Below are 16,615 nucleotides of genomic sequence, written 5' to 3'. Positions count from 1 at the left end.
ACGGCGGGACCAAAGGTCCCCACCCGGGCCGCTCGGAGCACGGACCGGGCGGGGACGTGCCCGTTCGGTCCTGCCCCGGGACCGTTCGGCCCTCGCCGGTCACGGGCGGGCGTTGGAGGCTGGTTGCGCGGGGCAGCACACCTTCCGGACCCCGAGCAGGAGGCGCCGCGATGAAGCACATGAAGATCGGCGGTCTCATGACCGGCGACGTGGTCTCCGCCGTCCCCACGACCTCGTTCAGGGAGATCGCGAAGCTTCTCGCCGAGCACGACATCAGCGGTGTCCCCGTGCTGGACGAGGACGACCGCGTCGTCGGAGTGGTCTCCGAGAGCGACCTCCTGGCCCGCCACGGGCTGACCGCACGGGGCCTGATGACCACGCCGGCCGTCACGGTCCACGCCGAGGAGACGGTGGCGGACGCGGCGCGGCTGATGGTGCGCCGCGGAGTCGAGCGCCTCCCCGTGGTCGACGTCGAGGAACGGCTGGTGGGCATCGTGACCCGTCGTGATCTGCTCTGCGTCTATCTCCGCCCGGACGCGGAGATACGGCGCCGCATCCGTGAGGACGTCCTCACGGATGCCATGGACCTGCCCGGGGACGCGGTCGACGTGCACGTCCTCGACGGCGTGGTGACGGTCGCCGGCCGTGTCCGGCGGCGCAGCCAGGCCCTGGCGCTCGTCGAACTCGCCGAGCGGGTGGACGGGGTCGTCGCCGTCGTGGACCAGCTGTCCTTCCAGGAGGACGACACGCGTCCCACGTCCCTCGCCCGGACTCCGTACGACATCTCCCGGTGACTCACCACAGACAGGACGAACCGTGTCTACCACCGCTCTGACCCGCCCCCTCGTGACGTCTCTGGTCGAGGACGCCGTCACCGCTCCGTCGATGCACAACGCACAGCCCTGGACGTTCGTCGCCAGGACCGGCACCGGCGTCATCGAGCTGCACGGCGATCCGCTGCGCGGCCTGCCGCGCGAGGACCCCGACCACCGTGCCCTCCATCTCGGTTGCGGTGCCGCCCTGTTCGGCCTGCGGGTCGCCGCCGCGCACCGGGCCCTGCGTCCGGTGGTGCGGCTGCTGCCCTCCCCCGGCGATCCCTGGCACCTCGCCGACGTGCGGTTCGACGGTCCCGCCGAGGCCGACAGCGAACTGGCCGTGCTCCATGACGCCCTGGCGCGGCGGCACACCAGCCGCTTCCCCTTCACGGAGGAGCGGATCCCCTCCGAGGTGATCGACGGACTGCGGGCCGCGGCCCTCCTCGAAGGCTGCCGACTGGTCGTACCGGGAGAGTGGCACACCGACACCGTCATGGGCCTCGTCCACGCCTCCGAACTGTTCGAAGCGGCGGACGAGGCCGTACGCACGGAGATCGCCGCCTGGACGCGCACCGGCGCGACCGGGGAAGGCCCTGACACCGAGGGCATCCCCGCGTACGCCTTCGGCCCGCGACAGTACGACGTGACCTCTCCCGTACGGGACTTCGGCGCGCCCCGTCAGGTGCCCGGCCGCGGGTCGGCACGCTTCGAGAAGAGGCCCCAGATCGTCCTGCTCGGCACGGTCGAGGACACCCCGGAGGAGTGGCTGAAGGCCGGCCAGGCCATGCAGCGCGTCCTTCTGCAGGCCACCCTCGACGGCCTCTCCACCTCCCTCATGTCCCAGCCGCTGGAGTGGCCCGAGCTCCGTTCCGACGCCCGCGATCCCGGCTCGGCGATCGGCTTCGTCCACATGGTGATCCGCCTGGGCTACGGCCCCCGGGTCCGGGCCACGCCCCGCCGGCCCGCCTCCGAGGTGCTCGCCTTCGACTGAACCGCCCCTCACAGACGGAACCAGCGCTCCTCTCCGGGCAGGACGGTGAGCCTCCGGTCGCCGGGAAGCACGACGGCGAGCGGGCCCTCCGGCGAGGCGGGGACCCGGACGGCCAGCCGTCCGGGCAGCATCCGCAGCCGCACCCCCCGATGACGGCCGACGCACAGGGTGAAGGTGAACCGCGGGATCTCCGCCAGGGGCACCGGAGCCACCCGAAGGCCCTCCGGTCCCGTCTCCAGACCGGTGATCCCCCGCTCGACGAGATCGATCGTCCCCGCCATCGCACCGAGATGGATGCCCTCGCCCGTCGTTCCGCCCTGCACGTCGGCCACGTCCGCGAGCAGGGCCTCCTCGCAGTACCGCCAGGCGTCGGCGCCCTTCTGCCGTGCCAGCACCCACCCGTGGACGAGGCTGCTGAGCGTCGAGCCGTGGCTGGTGCGGCCCAGGTAGTACGAGACGGTCGCCCGCCACGTCTCGTCGTCCAGGTCGTAGCCGAGCCGGTCGAACAGGCCGTACAGCTCCTCGGGCCGGAAGAGGTAGCCGAGCATGAGGGTGTCGGCCTGCTTCGACGCCTGGTAGCGGTTGACCGTGTCGTCCTCGGCCTCCAGGATCCGGTCGAGCCGGCGGATGTCGCCGTAACGGGCCCGGTACGCCTCCCAGTCGAGCTCCGCCAGGTCCCCGTATCCCTCGAACTGACTCACCACGCCCTGGTGGAACGGCACGTACAGACGGCGGGAGACGTCCTCCCAGCGGGCGAGCTCGCCGTCGTCCAGGGACAGCCGCTCCGAGAGTTCCGAGCGGCGGGCCCCGGACAGTTCGCCGAGCAGGTCGAGGCCGCGGGCGAGGACCCACGCGGCGGTCACGTTGGTGTAGGCGTTGTCGTCGATGCCCGGGCCCGGCGCCCCGGGATAGGCGTCGTGGTACTCGTCCGGTCCCACGACCCCGCGGATCCGGTAGCGCCGCAGGGCCGGGTCGAAGGCGGCGGCCCCGGCCCAGTGGCGGGCGACCTCGAGGAGGATCTCCGCCCCGGCGGAGTGGAGGAACCCGCGGTCCCCGGTGGCCCGCGCGTACCGCCAGACGTTGAACGCGACGGCGGAACCCACATGGCGCTGGAGTCGGGAGCGGTCGGCCAGCCAGCGTCCCGAGCGCGGGTTGAGGTGCAGTTCCTGGGTCTCCTCCCGGCCCGAGCTCGCGCTCTGCCACGGATACGCGGCCCCTTGGCCACCGGCGAGGCGGGCGGCCGCGCGGGCGGCCGGGAGCCGACGGTGCCGGTACATGAGCAGCGCCCTGGCCACCTCGGGAAAGTGCAGGGCGAGATGGGGCAGGACGAAGAGCTCGTCCCAGAAGACGTGCCCCCGGTACGCCTCGCCGTGCAGTCCCCGCGCGGGCACGCCCACGTCGAGGTCGGCCGTGTGCGGGGACAACGTCTGCAGCAGGTGGAACGCGTGCAGCCGCAGGATGCGGCCCGCCTCCCCGGGCACGTGCAGCTCGCCCTGCTCCCAGACGCGCTGCCACGCCGCCCTGTGGACCGAGAGCAGCCGGGGGAAGGCCGGAGCGCGGGCGATCGCGTCCCTGGCCGCGGAGAGGGGGTCGACGGCGGGCCAGTCGATCGAGCTGTGCAGGGCCAGGGTCTTCACGACCATCACCGACCGGCGGGGGACGACCGGCAGCAGGTACGTCTGCGCGGTGGCGGTCGGGGCGGCCGTCTCCCGTACGGGCCGCGCGGGACGGGTGACCGTGCGCACGGCCATGGCGATCCTGATGCCCGGGACGGCCGTGCGGCAGGCGATCCAGGCGACGCCGCCGGGCTCGCATCCGGTCCGGTGGTCCGTGAGGTGACGCCCGTCGAGGTGCCGGTAGCGCTCGACTCCGGCGTTGGTGACGGTTCCGTCGAGGACGGACCGCACCTCGACGGAGCCGCTCCAGCCGTAGGCGCGGAACAGGGTGCACTGGGCCGCGAGCCCGGGGTCTCCCATGTGGACGACGCGGATGTGGCTGACGCGCAGGCCCCGTCCGTCGGCGTCCTCGAAGAACAGGCGTCGGGTGAGGATCCCCGCGCGCAGGTCGAGGTGCACGTCGTAGTGGCGCAGTTCCCCGGCGTCGGGAGTGAGCCAGTCGCCCGGCGGACCGTCGTCCGGGAGGCGGCGGTAGCGCAGCAGCGTCCAGTTCGGGAGGTTGACGAGGTCCTCGTTCTCGACCTGCTGCCCCGCGACGGTCGAGGTGAGCCGGTCGTAGCAGCCGGCCAGATAGGTGCCCGGGTAGTGAGTGGTCCCGGCCGGGCACTCGGGAGCGGAGCCCCGGGTGGCGAACCGGCCGTTGCCGAGCGTGCACAGCGCTTCCACCAGCCGCTCGCGCGAGGGGTCGTACCGGTCGTACCTCCACGTCCAGCCGGTGGTCATCCGCGCTCACCCCACACGTTCCCGACCAGTGTCGTGAGGTCGGGCACCACCAGGTCGGCGCCCCGCTCCCGCAGGGCGGCGGCCGTGCTCCGCAGCGGGGTGCGGTCGACGCCGACGACGAGACCGAAGCCGCCGCGACGCGCCGCCGCGACCCCGGCGAGCGCGTCCTCGGCGACGGCGGTCTCCTCCGGACGGCTGCCGAGGAGGTCTGCCGCCCGCAGGAAGAGCGCGGGGTCCGGTTTGCCGGCGAGGCCGAGCCGGGCGGCGTCCTCGCCGTCCACGATCACGTCGAGGAGGTCGGCGAGCCCGGCGGCGCGGATCAGCGCCCGGGCGTGCCGGGAGGCCGACACCGCGGCGCACGGCACGCCCGCCGTGCGCAGGGCCGTGAGGGCGGGCCGGCTGTCGCCGAAGGCCGCGACGCCTTCCGTGCGGAGCAGCTCGGTGAACGCCTGTTCCTTGCGGGCGGCGACCGCCCGGATCGTCGCGCGGCCGGGTGGGTCGTGCGGCGTTCCCGGCGGGAGTGCGAGGCCCCGGGCGGCGAGGAAGGCCGCGGCGCCGTCGTAGCGGGATCTTCCGTCGACGAACCGGCGGTACTCGGCATCGGCGTCGAAGGGCGGCTGTCCCTCGCCCGCCACCGCTTCCAGGCAGGCGTCCAGTGCGGTCTTCCAGGCCGCCGCGTGGAGGCCCGCCGAGTCGAGGAGCACGCCGTCGGTGTCCAGGACGAGGGCGCGGAGGGGCCGGGATCCGGGCCCCCGGTCGTTCCCGGGGGCGCTCCGCCCGGGCTCGGCCCGGGGTTCGGGCGGCACATGGGCCGGTCGGCCCCCCGATGGGCCCGTACGGACTCTCCGGTCGGGCCCGGTCCGGGTGCGAGGGTGAAGACCGGTACACGTTCCGAAGGAGGAACGGCGATGTCCGAGGCAGCCCCGAACCCCGCTCCCACGACTCCGCGACCGGCTCTGCTCAGTTTCCTGGGCGGGGTGGGCACGGTCACGGGCAGCAAGTTCCTGGTCGAGAGCGACCATGCGCGGATCCTCCTCGACTGCGGTCTCTTCCAGGGTTTCGCGACCCTGCGGCGCCGCAACCGGGAGCGGTTCGCCCGCGATGCCGCGGACGTCGACGCCGTGGTCGTCACCCATGCCCATCTGGACCACTGCGGCTATCTGCCCCGCCTGGTCCGGCAGGGCTTCCGGGGGCCGGTCCTCACCAGCGCCCACACGGCCCGGCTCGCCGGGATCGTGCTGCGCGACAGTGCGCGCCTCCAGATGGAGGCGGCCCGGCACGCGAACGAGCACGGCTGGTCGAAGCACCGTCCGGCCAAGCCGTTGTACGACGACTCGGACGTCGAGAAGACGCTGTCGTTCTTCGACCCGGTCCCCGTCGGCGCCGACGTGGAGATCATGGCCGGAACCGGGCTCAGGCTCCACCACGGCGGGCACATCCTCGGCTCGGCGTGGGCGCACCTGACCCTGGAGGACGGCCACACGCTGGCCGTCTCCGGGGACCTGGGGCGGCCCGGCCACCCGCTGCTGCTGCCGCCGGAGCCGTTCTCGGGCGCCGACGTGCTGCTCATGGAGTCCACGTACGGCGACCGTCGCCACGACCAGGAGTCCGCGAGGTCGGAGTTCGCCGCGGTGATCGCGCGGACCCTCGCCCGGGGCGGCACCGTCGTCATCCCGGCTTTCGCGATCGACCGCACCGAGGTGGTCCTGCACGAACTGACCCGGCTGCGCGACACGGGCGTCCTGCCCCGGTCGGTCCCCGTGTACGTGGACAGCCCCATGGCCCTGGCCGCGCTGGACGTCTACCGGGACGCCGTGCGCGAGCGCTCGGCCGAACTGCGGCCGGAGATCCTGGCCCGGGGCGAGGCCGCGCTGAGCCCCGAGCCCTTCCTCGCCGCCAGGACGGTCCAGGAGTCCATCGACATCAACAGCGCGCACGGCCCCGCCGTGATCGTCTCCTCGGCCGGCATGGCCACCGGCGGCCGCGTCCTGCACCACCTGCACCGGCTGCTCCCGGACCCGCGCAACGCGGTCGTCGTCGTCGGCTTCGCCGCCGCCGGCACCCGGGCGCGGGACCTGGTCGACGGAGTCCGGACGCTGAAGATGTTCGGCGAGTACGTGCCCGTACGCGCCGAGGTCGCCGACGTCCCCCACTTCTCGGCCCACGCCGACGCCGGCCAGATCGTCGACTGGCTGCGCGGCGCCCCTCCCCCGCACACCACCTACCTCGTCCACGGCGAACCGGACGCGTCCGCCGCCCTGCGCGACCGCATCGACCACGAACTGGGCTGGACGGCCGTCGTCCCCCGCTCGGGGGAGGCCGTCCTGGTCCGCTGAACGGGCCCTTCGGTCCCGCCGGTGGGCCTGCGCGGCCCTCCCCGTGCCCGCCCGCCGCGCGCGAACCTGTGGGGGGAGGCCGGAGGACACCACGAGCACCACGAGGACGCCGCCGGACGGACTCGCCGCGGAACCCCTGGCCTACGCCCGCCGAGGAGAGAGCCATGAGCACCGAGCCGTTCACCGTCGCCGACGTGATGACCAAGAAGGTCGTCGCCGTCCGGCCCGGCACCGAGTTCAAGGAGATCGTCACCGCGATGGAACGGTGGAAGGTGACCGCCGTCCCGGTCATCGAGGGCGAGGGCCGTGTGGTCGGGGTGGTCTCCGAGGCTGACCTGCTCCTCAAGGAGGAGTTCCACGACCACCGCCTCGGCCTCGTCGAGCAGCTGCGCAGGGGCGACGCCCCGGCCAAGGCCGGCTCCCGCCGGGCCGGGGACCTGATGACCACGCCGGCCGTCACGGTCGGCCCCGGGGCGTCCCTGCCCCGGGCGGCCCGGATCATGGCCGCCCATCGCGTCAAGCGGCTGCCGGTCGTCGACGCGAGCGGCACCCTCCAGGGCATCGTCAGCCGCGCCGACCTCCTCAAGGTCTTCCTCCGCCCGGACGACGACCTCGCCGCCGAGGTGCGGCGCGACGTCGTCGAGCACCTGTTCCCGCTCTCGCACCGGGAGGTCGAGGTCCGTGTCGACGCCGGGGTCGTGACCCTGTCCGGAGAGGTCCGTGACAGTACGCTCGTCCCTCTCGCGGCACGCCTGGCCCGGGCCGTCGAAGGCGTCGTGGACGTACGGTGCGAGCTCACCGCCCAGGGCGGAAGCGGGTGATCCCGGGAGGCGGGGCCGCCGGTCGGGCGCGCGGACGGGCGACGAGCCGAGAAGGTGACGAGCGATGAGGCACCGCAGTGTCGCGGATCTGATGACCCCCACCGCCATCAGCGTCGTCCCGGACACGACGTTCAAGGAGATCGCACGGCTCCTGGACGAGTTCGACATCACCGCGGTGTGCGTGGTGGACGAGTCGGACCGGCCTCTGGGCGTGGTGTCGGAGGCGGATCTCGTACGCCGCCGTGCCGCCGGGGCGGGGCTCCACACGGCCGGCGCGCTCATGTCCAGCCCCGCCGTCGTCGCCCGGCCCGGATGGAGCGTGGTGCGGGCCGCCCGGGTGATGGACCGGGCCGGGGTCAAGCGCCTGCCCGTGGTCGACGACGACGGGCGGCTCGTGGGCGTCCTCAGCCGCAGCGACCTCGTCCAGCTCTTCCTGCGCAGGGACCGGGCGATCCAGGAGGAGATCGTCGAGGACGTCGTCACCCGCACCCTGGGGCTGAGCCCGTCGGCCCTCTCGGTGGAGGTCGCGGACGGCAGGGTCACCCTCAGCGGCACGGTCGGCCGCCGCAGCCTCGTGCCGGTGCTCCTCAGGCTCTGCAACAGCGTCGACGGCGTCGTGGGGGTCGTCGACCGGCTCACGTACGAAGACGACGACCTGACGAGGAAGTGACGATCATGGCCACCCCGAGTGCCCCGTACGTTCCCGTGGCGGTGACGGCCGAGCTGGACAAGCGGCTGTCCCGCTGGCTGTGGCTGGTCAAGTGGATCCTGGTGATCCCCCACTGGATCGTGCTGCTCTTCCTCTGGATCGGCTTCTTCGTCGTGACGGTGATCGCGTTCTTCGCCATCCTGTTCACGGAGCGCTTCCCACGGGGTCTCTTCGACTTCAATCTCGGCGTGCTCCGCTGGTCGTGGCGCGTGTCGTACTACTCGTACGGCGCACTCGGCACCGACCGCTACCCGCCCTTCAGCCTCGGCCCCGAGCCCGACTACCCCGCCCGGCTCGACATCGCGTACCCGGAGCGGCTCTCCCGCTCCCTGGTCCTCGTCAAGTGGTGGCTGCTCGCCATCCCCCACTACCTGGTGCTCGCCTTCCTCACCGGCGACGTGCACGCCGGCTGGTGGAGCGGCGGCCTGATCACCCTGCTCGCGCTCATCGCCGGCTTCGCCGTGACCTTCACCGAGCGGTATCCCCGCGACCTGTTCGCGCTGGTCGTCGGCCTGAACCGCTGGGTCCTGCGCGTCGCCGCCTACGCGAGCCTGATGACGGACGCCTATCCGCCCTTCCGCCTCGACCAGGGTGGTCACGAGCCGGCCGTGGGTGCGGTGCGCTGACGGCGCCGCCTGGCGCGCCGCAGCTCGTCCGTACCCCGCACCAGGACCGGGAACGTCGCGATGAGCAGGACGACGTCCAGGGGCAGGGCGGCCGTGCCGAAGAGGTCCTGCAGCGGGGGCGCGTAGACGAGGGCGGCGGTGAAGACGAGCTCGAAGGCGATGCCGGCGAGCAGCAGCGGGTTCGTGAGGACCCCGATGCCGCGGAGGGCGGCATGGTCGGCGCGGCCGCGAGGGCGGTCCCGGCCTGGCAGGTGACGATGCCGGCGAAGGCGGCCGTCGGGGCCGTCACGTACGCGTGGTGGAGCGGGCTTCCCGTGCCCGTGGGGTCGCCCGGCACCAGGTCGCGGGCCTCCACGGTGGAGGGCCGGCCGTCGCGTACGGCCAGGGCGTGCTCGGGCAGACGGCGCGCGAGGGTCTCCACCGCCCGCTCGGCCTGCCGTTCCTGAAGCAGCGCGAAGGCCGCGTTGACGACGATGACCGCGAGGATCGCCCAGCCGAGCACCCCGAGGTCCGCGACGAAGGCCAGGGCCGCGGCGGCCCAGAGCAACGGGGCGAGGGGGTGGACGAGCTGCCCGACCAGCTCCCGCGCGAAGGAGTTCCGGGCCTTTCGCCGTACCTCGTCGGGGCCGTGGACGGCCAGGCGACGGGCCGCCTCGCGGGCGGACGGCCCGTCCGGCCCGGTGCCCGGTCCCGGCGGAGCCTGGGCAGGGGCTCGCTGGGGTCGAACGGCAGCACCTCCGTGGACGTGGAGGTCCGGGCCCTGGCGGCGTGGTCAGTCATCGTCGCTCTCCGGAGCGCTCCCCCTTCGCCGGAGCCGGCCCGACCACGCGGGTTCGACCTCCTCCCACTCCTGTTCCCAGACCGCGAGCCGGCGGGCCTCGGTTCGCCGTCGTACGAGGACGAGCACGCCCGCCCCGACCGCGCCCGCGGTGACCGCGGCGAAGCTTCCGCCCGCGAACGAGGTCAGCGCGCGGTCGCCGGTCCCGCCCGGCGGGCGGGCGGGAGCGCCGGTGTCGTCCACCCAGATCGTCACGGTGCGGCCCTGGGGCGTCCGGGCGGGGACGTGGACCGTCCCGGACCGGGGGACGTTCTCGGGATACCGCCAGACCGCCGGTGCGACGGACTGCTGGTCCACGCCGAACCGAGCGGCCACGGGCGAGTCCTTGGCCTGGCCGGTCGTGGTCGCCTGCACCCGGTGGCGGTGGGAGGCGAGCTCACGGTCGGCCCTGGCCCCGGCGTTCCACAGGACCGCGGCTGCCACGGCCCCCCAGATCAGGGCGATCGCCAGGAGGAGGATCAGCGCGGCGCGTCCACCAGGGGCACGCCCGGACGGCGTGAACCCGGGGTCCTTCGGTCTGTCGTGGCCCATGTCGCGCCTCCTGGTGGAATGGCCGGGCGGACGGGTGGCACCGTTCAGTGCGTGGTGCCGAGGTCGGTTCCGATGTGATGGGCCCACTCCTGGATCCGTGCCGTGTCGCGGAAGTCCCCGCCCTTGCCGTGGCGGGCCATGGACCGGGCGATGAGATCCGGACTGTCGGCGGTCACGGCACCGCCGAAGGTGACGTGCTCCCGTGCGCCGATCTGCTTCATCCGTCGGGCGACACCGCGTACGGGCGGGATGTCGTGCTCCTCGGCCGAGCGGTCGACGGGGCCGCTGCTGAAGAACCAGACGGGCCGACCGCGGAGCTGCTCGGCGTTGCGCCGGGCGCAGCGGCGCGCCTTGCCGTTCCAGCGCCCGGCATAGAGGGCTCCGCCGAGGACGACTCCGTCGTAGCCGCCGACGTCGGTGACGGTGTCGGCCGGCAGGACGACGGCGTCGAAGCCGTCCTCCCGGAGCGTCTTGCCGATCTCCTCGGCGATGCCGGCGGTCGCGCCGGCCTTGCTGCCGTACGCGACGAGGACCCGCTTGGCGTTCATGACGTCGCTCCTCCGGCCGGCTTGTCCGCCCGCTTCACCGGGATGGTCCGGCCCGGGGTGGTCCGCTCCTCGGGCATCGGGACGCGGATGGTGAGGATGCCGTCCGCGTACGACGCCTCGACGTCGTCGGCGGGGATCGTGGCCGGGAGGCGCACGGTGCGGCGGAACGATCCGTAGCGGAACTCCGAGTGCTCCTTGTCCTCCGTGCTCTCGCTGTGCTCCGCGCTCACCGTGATGAGGTTGTCGTCGACGGTGATGCTGATGTCGTTGTCCGGGTCCATCCCCGGGAGCTCGGCCCGCAGCACGTACACGCCGCCACCGCTGGTCACCTCCACGGGAATGGAGTGGGCGGCCGCTCCCGGTCGCCACCCGGGCAGCCCCGGGAACTCCCTGCCGAACCAGTCGTTGAGGTCGGGGAAGAGGCTGTGCCTGCGTTCCACCTTGTCTCCGGTCATCGCTCTCCTCCTCCTGTGCGGGGCCCGGGCAGGTCGCCGGGGCCCGGTTCGTGATCGGCCCGTTCGCCGTCGTTCGTCCGCCGCCGTTCAGAGGAAGAGCGCCGACACCCTGATGGTGTGCACGGGGCGCCGGGGGCGTCCGTCGATCCTCTCCACCGGCAGCAGGCGGTTCCCGGCGCGGCCGGGCGGTACGTCCCCCGTGGCCGCCCCCGTGCCGTGCCGGGCCGGCGACTCGGTCTTCCGTGCGACTCGGTTCCGTGTCTTCCTGGGCATGGCCGCTCCTTCCTCTCGAGGACCGCTTCCACCAGGATCGCCGTGAATGCCGGATCGCCGCACGGCCGGGGGCCGGTCCGGGTGTGCCGCATGGTGCTCACCTCTCCGTGGGCCCGGGGGAACGGCCCGTACGAGGTTCTTCCGCTCCACGGTCCCGCCCTTCCCGTCCGGGGAGGGGCACGGTGATCACCGGGCACTCCGCGTGGTGCAGCAGCCCGCGGACCGTCGAGCCGAGCCGCGTGCCCGTGTGGCCGCCCCGTCCCTGGCGGCCGACGACCAGGGCGAGGGACTCCCGGGAGGTCAGGGTGAGTTTCTCGACCGGGTGTCCGTGGAGGACCTCCGCGGTGACGCGGACGTCCGGATGCCGCTCCGCCCAGGCCGCGACGGACTCGGACAGCAGCCGCCGGCGCTCGGCGAGCTCCTCCTCCGCGTCGCCGTGCGAGCGGAGGGAGCGGGGCCGGACCCACACCGCGCGGAGCCGCGCTTCCCGGAGGCTCGCCTCCTCGACCGCGAAGGCGACGGCCTCCCTGGACGCCTCGCTCCCGTCCACGCCGACGACGAGGGTCGACGGATGGACCGCGGTGTGTTCCGGGGCACGGCACACCACGACGGGACAGTCGGCGTGTGCCGTCAGCGGGACGGTCACCGATCCCTCGCTCAGGACCTCGGCGACCGGACCGAGGCGGCGTGATCCCACGACGGCGAGCGCCGCGCGTGCCGTCCTGGCGCGCAGCACCGCGGCCGGTGTCCCGATGACGAGCTCGGTCGCGGTCCGCAGTCCCGCGTGCAGTTCCCGTACGAGGTCCTCCGCGTTGGCCAGCGCCGACTCCGCGCGGATCCGCACGTCGTTCCGACGGGCGGGCGTGTCGTACCGGATCCGGTCGTGCACGGGCGGCACGGCCGCGACCATGCGCAGGGGCAGTCCACGGCGTGCCGCCTCGTCGGCGGCCCATATCAGCGCGTGGACCGACAGCTCGCGGGGGTCGACGCCCATCAGTACGTCGTTCATGGTTCCCCGTCCGGCTTCACGAAGGAGAGCGGGACGATCTCCACCGGGCAGTGCGCGTGGTGGATCAGGGCGTGGGCGACGCGTCCCAGGGACGGTCCGACGCCCAGCGGACGACGGCCGCGGCCCATCACGATCAGGTCGGTGTGACCGCTCGCCTCGATCAGGATGCCGGGCGTGCTCGTCCCCGTCTCCACGTGGTGCCCCACGATGAGGTCCGGATGGACCTCGCGGACCCGGTCGGCGAGCGCCTTCACCTCGTGGACGCGCTGCCGGGCGATCCCGTCGAGGTCGTCGAGCATGGTCGCGACATCGCCGACGTGGGTGAACACGTTCCAGACGCTCACGAGCCGCAGAGCCGCCTTGCGGGCCTCCGCCTCGGCCGCCGCCAGGAGCAGCCACCCCAGGTCCTCCGCGTCGTGCACGGCCGCGGTCACCGAGCCGGTCTCCGGGCGCTCGCCCTCCCCGCGCACGACGATCACGGGGACCTCGGCGCGGGCCGCCACGCCCAGGCCGACGGAGCCCAGCATGAGGGCGGAGAAGCCGCCGAGCCCCCGGTTGCCCACCACGATCGTGCCCCGGTGCCCGGCGGCCGACCGGAGACCGGCGACCGCTTCCTGGCGGCTCAGTTCCTTCGTGACCGTGAGGTCCGGAAAACGCTCCCGGACCGCGCTCACGGTCTCGATCAGCAGATCGCGCCCCGCTTCGCGCACCGCCTGAAGCGTCTCGGCGTTGGCGAAGAGGGCCCTTCGGTCGGTGTCGGCGGCGTGCACGAGATGCAGGGGCCGTCCTCGACGGTCCGCCTCGGCGGCGGCCCACAGCGCGGCCGTACGCCCGGTGGGAGAGCCGTCGACTCCCACGACGACGACGCCGAGCTCCGGTCGGACGGGGATCTCGCTGCTCATGGTTCCACCTCCGGAGAACGTCCGAGGCTCGGGAGCACGTCCCGAGGGGGGGACGCCTCCCACGCTGTCACGGCGGCGGGCCTCCCCGGGATGGGCCGTTCGGTCCCCACCCCGGCCTGCCCGGCCCCTGCTGCCGGGAGCGGGCGGGCAGCACCCTGGGGCTGTGGGCGTCCTCGTCGGTCCGGGCTCCGGACGAGGCGGACGGGTGTGAGGAGGAACGTCATGGCAGCGCAGGTCACCGTCGGTCTGGACGGCTCGGAGGAAAGTCTCGCCGCCACGAGGTGGGCGGCGGGAGAAGCGGTGCTGCGCGAAGTACCGCTCCGGCTGGTGTACGTGGAGGAGTGGCCGAACACTCCGGAGGTGCCGCTCGCGTACGCCCGCTCCTTGGCCGAGCGGGCCGAGGGGGTGCTGCGTGACGAGGCGGACCGGGCGCGAAAGGACCATCCCGACCTGGAGGTGTTCGTCGAACGCGCGCGCGGCCGGGCGGCCGGGGAACTGACGGCCGCCGCGAACGAGGCCGATCTGACCGTGCTCGGTTCGCGTGGGCTCGGGGGTGTCCTCGGCTTCGTCATCGGCTCGGTCTCGCTCGCCGTCGTCGGCGCGGCGCGGCAGCCGGTCGTCCTCGTGCGTGCGGAGGGCGGCGGGGAGGGCGAGGGGACGGATCCCGGGGGCGGGATCGTGGTGGGTGTCGACATCCACCACCCCTGCGAGGCCCTGCTCGCGTTCTCGTTCGGCGAAGCCGCCCGCACGGGCCTGCCGCTGCGGTTCCTGCACAGCTGGACGCTTCCCCCCTCGTACGGCCACGCGGCCGTCATGGACCCGGGAATCGGCGAAGAGCTGGGCAGCCACCGCCTGGGGGGTCTCGACGACCTGCTGGAACCGTGGCAGAGGCGGTACGCGGGCGTGGAGGTGACCGCGAAGGCGGTGGTGGGCTCGGCCGCGTACCAGTTGGCCGAAGCGGCACGGACCGCACGGCTCGTCGTCGTGGGCCGCCGGAGCCGGAAGGTCCCCGTCGGCCCGCATCTGGGCCATGTCGCCCACGCCGTCATCCACCACAGCCCCGCACCGGTCGCCGTCGTCCCCTGCCGTGAGCGGACGGCGGAGGACGTTTCGGGCACGCACGGCTGAAGGCGCCTTCCGCTCCGTCTGCCACGGACGCCACGGACGCCACGGACGCCACGGACGCCACGGACGATCGTGTCCGCCGGGTCGGGCGGCCACGGCGGGTCGGGCGGCCACGGCGGGAACGGGATGGTCGTGTCCGGTACGAGCGGACGAGCCGCCTCTGCGCCGGCGGCCCTCGCGCCGGCCGGCACGTCGGCCTCGGGATGCGCGGCCGGCGGCGTGTCCCTCGTCCCGGCCGCCGCCCGGCCCGGCTCCTCCGGCAGTGACCGCTGGAGACCGGGCGGGGCGGGCCACGACTGGGGCGCGCGGGGGCCCGGCACGGGACCGGGAGCGAGGGATCGGGACGACTGCGCATGGGGCCCGGCACGACGGGCGGGCATGGCCGGCTCCGTGGCGACGGCGCCCCGGTGACGCCCCTGGACCGGGCCCGGCAGCGGCCTTACGGCGGGCGAGGCCGTGGCGTTCCCCGGCTCCTGCACCCTGCGCACCCTGCGCTCGGGAAGAGCAGCGGCATGCTGGCGGTCGACGCCTCCACCGGCGGGCGCTGACGCCGGAGCCGCGTCACGCGGGCGCTCGCACGTGGTCACCCGGCGGTGGTCCCGCCGCCCTCCCCGGGCGGTGTGCCCGGCGCGCCCGGCACCGTGATGCGCCGTCCGGTCACCCGGCGGGGTGCGAGCGTGACGACGGTGTCCCTCCCGTCTCCCGCCCACGGCGCCGAGTGGACGGCACTCCTGGCCCTCCGTACCCCGGCCTCGTCCGACACCGTGTGCACCGGGCCGACGAAGAGCACGCTCCAGCCCTGACTGAAGGCCTCGTCCAGATGGTCCTCCTCGAAGGCGACCTCCGCGCCGGACACCGAGGCGCGCGCGAGGGACGAGTCCGCGGCGGTCATGAAGACGATCTCCCCGTCGACGACCTGGTAGTTCACGGGGAACACCGCCATGCCGTCCGGTCCTTCGACGGCGACCCGGCCGACGCCGTGGCCGTCGAGCAGCTCCCAGCACTCGGCCTCGCCGATCTCCTCCATCCTCGCCCCGTACCCGGCACGGGCCGCGCCGGGCGCGAGATCCGCGGTGTACCCGGTGAGTTCCTGGACGGTGGTCTCCAGGGCGTTCGCGAGGCGGACCAGGAACTCGATCCCGGGCACGGGCAGTCCCTCCTCCACGTAGGCGATGTAGCCGGGTGTGGAGCCGGCCCGTGCGGCCACCTCCTCCCGGGACAGGCCGAGTCGTACGCGTCCGGCCGCGACGCGGCGGCCGAGGTCGCCGGCGGCGTGCGGAGGGTTCCGGTCACCGTTCGTGCTCATCATCGCTGTCCTTCCGTGCTCTCCGAACGCCGCTGGGGCACGACGGCGACCGGGCACGAGGCGTGGTGCAGGGCGCGGTGGGCGACCCTGCCGAGCTCCAGACCGACGAGCCGCCCCTCCCGCCGCCGCGCCCCGACGACCAGGAGGTCGGCGGCGGCCGAGCGCTCGGTCAGCACCTTGTGGGCCGGTCCCTCGACCGAGCTCCTGCGCAGACGCACCTGAGGATGTTCGGACGCCGCGGACTCAAGGGCCTTGTCGAGCACCGTGGAGGACTCCTCCGTGAAGTACGCTCCCCCGGCGCGCCTCATCAGCAGGTGGTCCGCCGGTCCGTGCGCCGGCCGCCGCCAGGTATGGACGACATCGAGTTCCGCGTCCCGTACCGCCGCCTCGTGGAAGGCGAACCGTACGGCCGACGAGTCCACGTCGTGCTCTCCGATGCCGAGCAGGACGCGTCCGTGGCGTGCCTCCAGAGCCTGCCGGTCCCCGCGGACGACGACGACCGGGCCGAGTGCCCGGGCGGCCACGACGAGGCCGACGGATCCGAGCAGCAGGTCGGCGAACTCGCCTCGTCCGCGGGACCCCACGACGAGGATCGTGCTCTCCTGTCCCTCCCTGAGCAGCGCGGTGGACGCGTCCTCGGGGAGGACGTCCGTGACGAGGGGAAGGTCGGGGGCACGGCGCCGGGCGCGTTCGGCCGCGGTGGCGACGACGTTCTCGGCGAAGACCTGCCCCGACGGCCGGTCCGTGCTCCAGGCCGGCACGACTCCCTCGTACCGTTCCCACAGCGAGGCGTGGACGATGCGCAGGGGAAGCGCGTGCCGCACCGCCTCGTCGACGGCCCAGTCCAGGGCCGTGAGACTGGCGTCGGACCCGTCGACTCCTACCACCAGGGGCGATTTCATCGTGCCACCGCCTTTCCGGGTCGTGAGAT

At 73.9% G+C, this 16,615-nt stretch carries 18 protein-coding genes and 1 pseudogene; 7 read left to right on the top strand and 12 right to left on the bottom strand.

Annotation, left to right across the window (positions count from 1 at the left end; translation table 11 throughout):
- Positions 1–170: 170 nt before the first annotated feature.
- Both ACFYUS_RS09520 and ACFYUS_RS09515 read left to right on the top strand, forming a co-directional pair.
- On the top strand, positions 171–794 hold the full coding sequence (locus ACFYUS_RS09520) for a CBS domain-containing protein (RefSeq protein WP_388847658.1): 624 nt from the start codon (positions 171–173) through the stop codon (positions 792–794).
- A gap of 22 nt (positions 795–816) precedes the next feature.
- Positions 817–1,806, top strand: coding sequence for an Acg family FMN-binding oxidoreductase (locus ACFYUS_RS09515; RefSeq protein WP_388847656.1), 990 nt, complete (start codon positions 817–819; stop codon positions 1,804–1,806).
- An 8-nt stretch (positions 1,807–1,814) separates the two neighbouring features.
- Here the strand turns inward: ACFYUS_RS09515 and ACFYUS_RS09510 are convergent, their stop codons facing one another.
- Both ACFYUS_RS09510 and ACFYUS_RS09505 read right to left on the bottom strand, forming a co-directional pair.
- The gene (locus tag ACFYUS_RS09510; protein WP_388847654.1) at positions 1,815–4,205 is read right to left on the bottom strand and encodes a glycoside hydrolase family 65 protein; all 2,391 of its coding nucleotides are present in this window, start codon (positions 4,203–4,205) and stop codon (positions 1,815–1,817) included.
- Positions 4,202–5,011: an HAD family hydrolase gene (locus ACFYUS_RS09505; RefSeq protein ID WP_388847652.1), complete on the bottom strand. Its 810-nt coding sequence runs from the start codon at positions 5,009–5,011 to the stop codon at positions 4,202–4,204. The genes ACFYUS_RS09510 and ACFYUS_RS09505 overlap by 4 nt, the downstream gene beginning before the upstream one ends.
- 102 nt (positions 5,012–5,113) lie before the next feature.
- Between ACFYUS_RS09505 and ACFYUS_RS09500 the strand changes: the two genes are divergently transcribed.
- From ACFYUS_RS09500 to ACFYUS_RS09485, 4 genes are all read left to right on the top strand, one after another.
- Positions 5,114–6,541: an MBL fold metallo-hydrolase RNA specificity domain-containing protein gene (locus tag ACFYUS_RS09500; RefSeq protein ID WP_388847650.1), complete on the top strand. Its 1,428-nt coding sequence runs from the start codon at positions 5,114–5,116 to the stop codon at positions 6,539–6,541.
- Positions 6,542–6,705: 164 nt separating this feature from the next.
- On the top strand, positions 6,706–7,362 hold the full coding sequence (locus ACFYUS_RS09495) for a CBS domain-containing protein (protein WP_388847648.1): 657 nt from the start codon (positions 6,706–6,708) through the stop codon (positions 7,360–7,362).
- Positions 7,363–7,426: 64 nt separating this feature from the next.
- Positions 7,427–8,032, top strand: coding sequence for a CBS domain-containing protein (locus ACFYUS_RS09490; RefSeq protein ID WP_388847646.1), 606 nt, complete (start codon positions 7,427–7,429; stop codon positions 8,030–8,032).
- 5 nt (positions 8,033–8,037) lie between these two features.
- Positions 8,038–8,697, top strand: a complete 660-nt coding sequence (locus ACFYUS_RS09485) for a DUF4389 domain-containing protein (RefSeq protein ID WP_388847644.1) — start codon at positions 8,038–8,040, stop codon at positions 8,695–8,697.
- Here the strand turns inward: ACFYUS_RS09485 and ACFYUS_RS09480 are convergent.
- From ACFYUS_RS09480 to ACFYUS_RS09445, 8 genes and pseudogenes are all read right to left on the bottom strand, one after another.
- The gene (locus ACFYUS_RS09480) at positions 8,667–8,858 is read right to left on the bottom strand and encodes a hypothetical protein (protein WP_388847788.1); all 192 of its coding nucleotides are present in this window, start codon (positions 8,856–8,858) and stop codon (positions 8,667–8,669) included. The genes ACFYUS_RS09485 and ACFYUS_RS09480 overlap by 31 nt on opposite strands.
- Before the next feature lie 422 nt (positions 8,859–9,280).
- Positions 9,281–9,337: pseudogene (locus ACFYUS_RS09475) on the bottom strand (hypothetical protein); the annotation flags it as partial.
- Between the two features lie 132 nt (positions 9,338–9,469).
- Positions 9,470–10,066 (bottom strand): hypothetical protein, encoded by a 597-nt coding sequence (locus ACFYUS_RS09470; RefSeq protein WP_388847642.1) that lies wholly within the window; start codon positions 10,064–10,066, stop codon positions 9,470–9,472.
- Between the two features lie 44 nt (positions 10,067–10,110).
- Positions 10,111–10,614 carry a flavodoxin domain-containing protein gene (locus ACFYUS_RS09465; protein WP_388847640.1) on the bottom strand — a complete coding sequence of 168 codons (504 nt, stop codon included), beginning with the start codon at positions 10,612–10,614 and terminating at the stop codon, positions 10,111–10,113.
- The gene (locus ACFYUS_RS09460) at positions 10,611–11,069 is read right to left on the bottom strand and encodes an Hsp20/alpha crystallin family protein (RefSeq protein WP_388847638.1); all 459 of its coding nucleotides are present in this window, start codon (positions 11,067–11,069) and stop codon (positions 10,611–10,613) included. The genes ACFYUS_RS09465 and ACFYUS_RS09460 overlap by 4 nt, the downstream gene beginning before the upstream one ends.
- Before the next feature lie 87 nt (positions 11,070–11,156).
- The gene (locus tag ACFYUS_RS09455; protein ID WP_388847636.1) at positions 11,157–11,342 is read right to left on the bottom strand and encodes a hypothetical protein; all 186 of its coding nucleotides are present in this window, start codon (positions 11,340–11,342) and stop codon (positions 11,157–11,159) included.
- Between the two features lie 97 nt (positions 11,343–11,439).
- The gene (locus ACFYUS_RS09450) at positions 11,440–12,351 is read right to left on the bottom strand and encodes a universal stress protein (RefSeq protein WP_388847634.1); all 912 of its coding nucleotides are present in this window, start codon (positions 12,349–12,351) and stop codon (positions 11,440–11,442) included.
- Entirely contained in the window at positions 12,348–13,253 is a 906-nt protein-coding gene (locus ACFYUS_RS09445; protein ID WP_388847632.1) for a universal stress protein, read from the bottom strand. The genes ACFYUS_RS09450 and ACFYUS_RS09445 overlap by 4 nt, the downstream gene beginning before the upstream one ends.
- A 222-nt stretch (positions 13,254–13,475) precedes the next feature.
- On the opposite strand from ACFYUS_RS09445, the gene ACFYUS_RS09440 reads away from it, so the two are divergent.
- A complete protein-coding gene (locus ACFYUS_RS09440; protein ID WP_388847630.1) occupies positions 13,476–14,381 on the top strand; it encodes a universal stress protein in 906 nt (301 codons plus the stop codon).
- A gap of 580 nt (positions 14,382–14,961) precedes the next feature.
- Here ACFYUS_RS09440 and ACFYUS_RS09435 read toward each other — a convergent pair.
- Entirely contained in the window at positions 14,962–15,687 is a 726-nt protein-coding gene (locus tag ACFYUS_RS09435) for a helix-turn-helix domain-containing protein (RefSeq protein WP_388847628.1), read from the bottom strand.
- Positions 15,684–16,586, bottom strand: a complete 903-nt coding sequence (locus ACFYUS_RS09430; protein WP_388847626.1) for a universal stress protein — start codon at positions 16,584–16,586, stop codon at positions 15,684–15,686. Before ACFYUS_RS09430 ends, ACFYUS_RS09435 begins: the two co-directional genes overlap by 4 nt.
- Between the last annotated feature and the right edge of the window lie 29 nt (positions 16,587–16,615).

The sequence above is a fragment of the Streptomyces sp. NPDC004284 genome (genome assembly GCF_042874035.1).
In the GTDB taxonomy this organism is placed as follows: Bacteria; Actinomycetota; Actinomycetes; order Streptomycetales; family Streptomycetaceae; genus Streptomyces.
Note: the sequence above shows the minus strand (reverse complement) of the source record. Positions and strands in the feature narration are given on the sequence as shown.

What these genes read in the sequence shown, in the direction of transcription:
- ACFYUS_RS09470 (WP_388847642.1), bottom strand. Translation starts at nt 10,066, where the DNA reads ATGGGCCACGACAGACCGAAGGACCCCGGGTTCACGCCGTCCGGGCGT.
- ACFYUS_RS09445 (WP_388847632.1), bottom strand. Translation starts at nt 13,253, where the DNA reads ATGAGCAGCGAGATCCCCGTCCGACCGGAGCTCGGCGTCGTCGTCGTG.
- ACFYUS_RS09460 (WP_388847638.1), bottom strand. Translation starts at nt 11,069, where the DNA reads ATGACCGGAGACAAGGTGGAACGCAGGCACAGCCTCTTCCCCGACCTC.
- ACFYUS_RS09495 (WP_388847648.1), top strand. Translation starts at nt 6,706, where the DNA reads ATGAGCACCGAGCCGTTCACCGTCGCCGACGTGATGACCAAGAAGGTC.
- ACFYUS_RS09440 (WP_388847630.1), top strand. Translation starts at nt 13,476, where the DNA reads ATGGCAGCGCAGGTCACCGTCGGTCTGGACGGCTCGGAGGAAAGTCTC.
- ACFYUS_RS09500 (WP_388847650.1), top strand. Translation starts at nt 5,114, where the DNA reads ATGTCCGAGGCAGCCCCGAACCCCGCTCCCACGACTCCGCGACCGGCT.
- ACFYUS_RS09520 (WP_388847658.1), top strand. Translation starts at nt 171, where the DNA reads ATGAAGCACATGAAGATCGGCGGTCTCATGACCGGCGACGTGGTCTCC.
- ACFYUS_RS09455 (WP_388847636.1), bottom strand. Translation starts at nt 11,342, where the DNA reads ATGCCCAGGAAGACACGGAACCGAGTCGCACGGAAGACCGAGTCGCCG.
- ACFYUS_RS09510 (WP_388847654.1), bottom strand. Translation starts at nt 4,205, where the DNA reads ATGACCACCGGCTGGACGTGGAGGTACGACCGGTACGACCCCTCGCGC.
- ACFYUS_RS09430 (WP_388847626.1), bottom strand. Translation starts at nt 16,586, where the DNA reads ATGAAATCGCCCCTGGTGGTAGGAGTCGACGGGTCCGACGCCAGTCTC.
- ACFYUS_RS09485 (WP_388847644.1), top strand. Translation starts at nt 8,038, where the DNA reads ATGGCCACCCCGAGTGCCCCGTACGTTCCCGTGGCGGTGACGGCCGAG.
- ACFYUS_RS09435 (WP_388847628.1), bottom strand. Translation starts at nt 15,687, where the DNA reads ATGATGAGCACGAACGGTGACCGGAACCCTCCGCACGCCGCCGGCGAC.
- ACFYUS_RS09490 (WP_388847646.1), top strand. Translation starts at nt 7,427, where the DNA reads ATGAGGCACCGCAGTGTCGCGGATCTGATGACCCCCACCGCCATCAGC.
- ACFYUS_RS09465 (WP_388847640.1), bottom strand. Translation starts at nt 10,614, where the DNA reads ATGAACGCCAAGCGGGTCCTCGTCGCGTACGGCAGCAAGGCCGGCGCG.
- ACFYUS_RS09450 (WP_388847634.1), bottom strand. Translation starts at nt 12,351, where the DNA reads ATGAACGACGTACTGATGGGCGTCGACCCCCGCGAGCTGTCGGTCCAC.